Raw genomic sequence first — 587 nt, forward strand, 5'->3', positions numbered from 1 at the left:
ATCCCGGCGCGCTCGACCGCTTTCTTCAGTTGCGCGGGAAACGTGTCTTCGTGCATGTGGTGACGATGCAGTCGCCCACTGCGTGGGTTCCTGGACCGTTGGCGCGATGCGAACAGATATTGCCAACGTAATTCCTTGTGCGCGTTGGGATACTTACGATCGATCGCCCTGGGCAAATACACCGACGCGGCACCCTCGTCCAAGTCACGCTCATGCAGCACCTTTCGCGACTTCAACTGACGTCGCAACGCCGGCGCCGCAGCGTCCGGAAGCGGCACGCGGCGATCCTTTTTCCCCTTTGAATCGCAGACGATGATCATCTTTTGGTCGAAATCCAAGTCCTTCACGCGCAGGCTCAGGCATTCACTCAGTCGCAGCCCCCCGCCGTACATCAACTGTGCCATCAACAGATACACTCCGCGAAGCTCCCCCAACCGCGACGCGACTTCCTCGTGACTCATCACCACCGGAATGCGTTGGGGCTTGGAGGACCGGATCGCGTCGACGCACTTCAGATCGCGCTTCAAGACATGCTCAAACAGATACAGGATCGCGTAGAAAGCTTGGTCTTGTGTTGACTCGGCGAC

The 587-nt window shown here is 58.6% G+C and carries 1 protein-coding gene; it reads right to left on the reverse strand.

The genetic code is table 11. The features are described from left to right. Positions 1–587, reverse strand: a 587-nt coding sequence (locus tag H1B37_RS33065; RefSeq protein ID WP_182871531.1) for a tyrosine-type recombinase/integrase, incomplete at both ends; no start/stop codon positions are given.

This window comes from Stieleria mannarensis (genome assembly GCF_014154935.1).
Taxonomy (GTDB): domain Bacteria; phylum Planctomycetota; class Planctomycetia; order Pirellulales; family Pirellulaceae; genus Stieleria; species Stieleria mannarensis.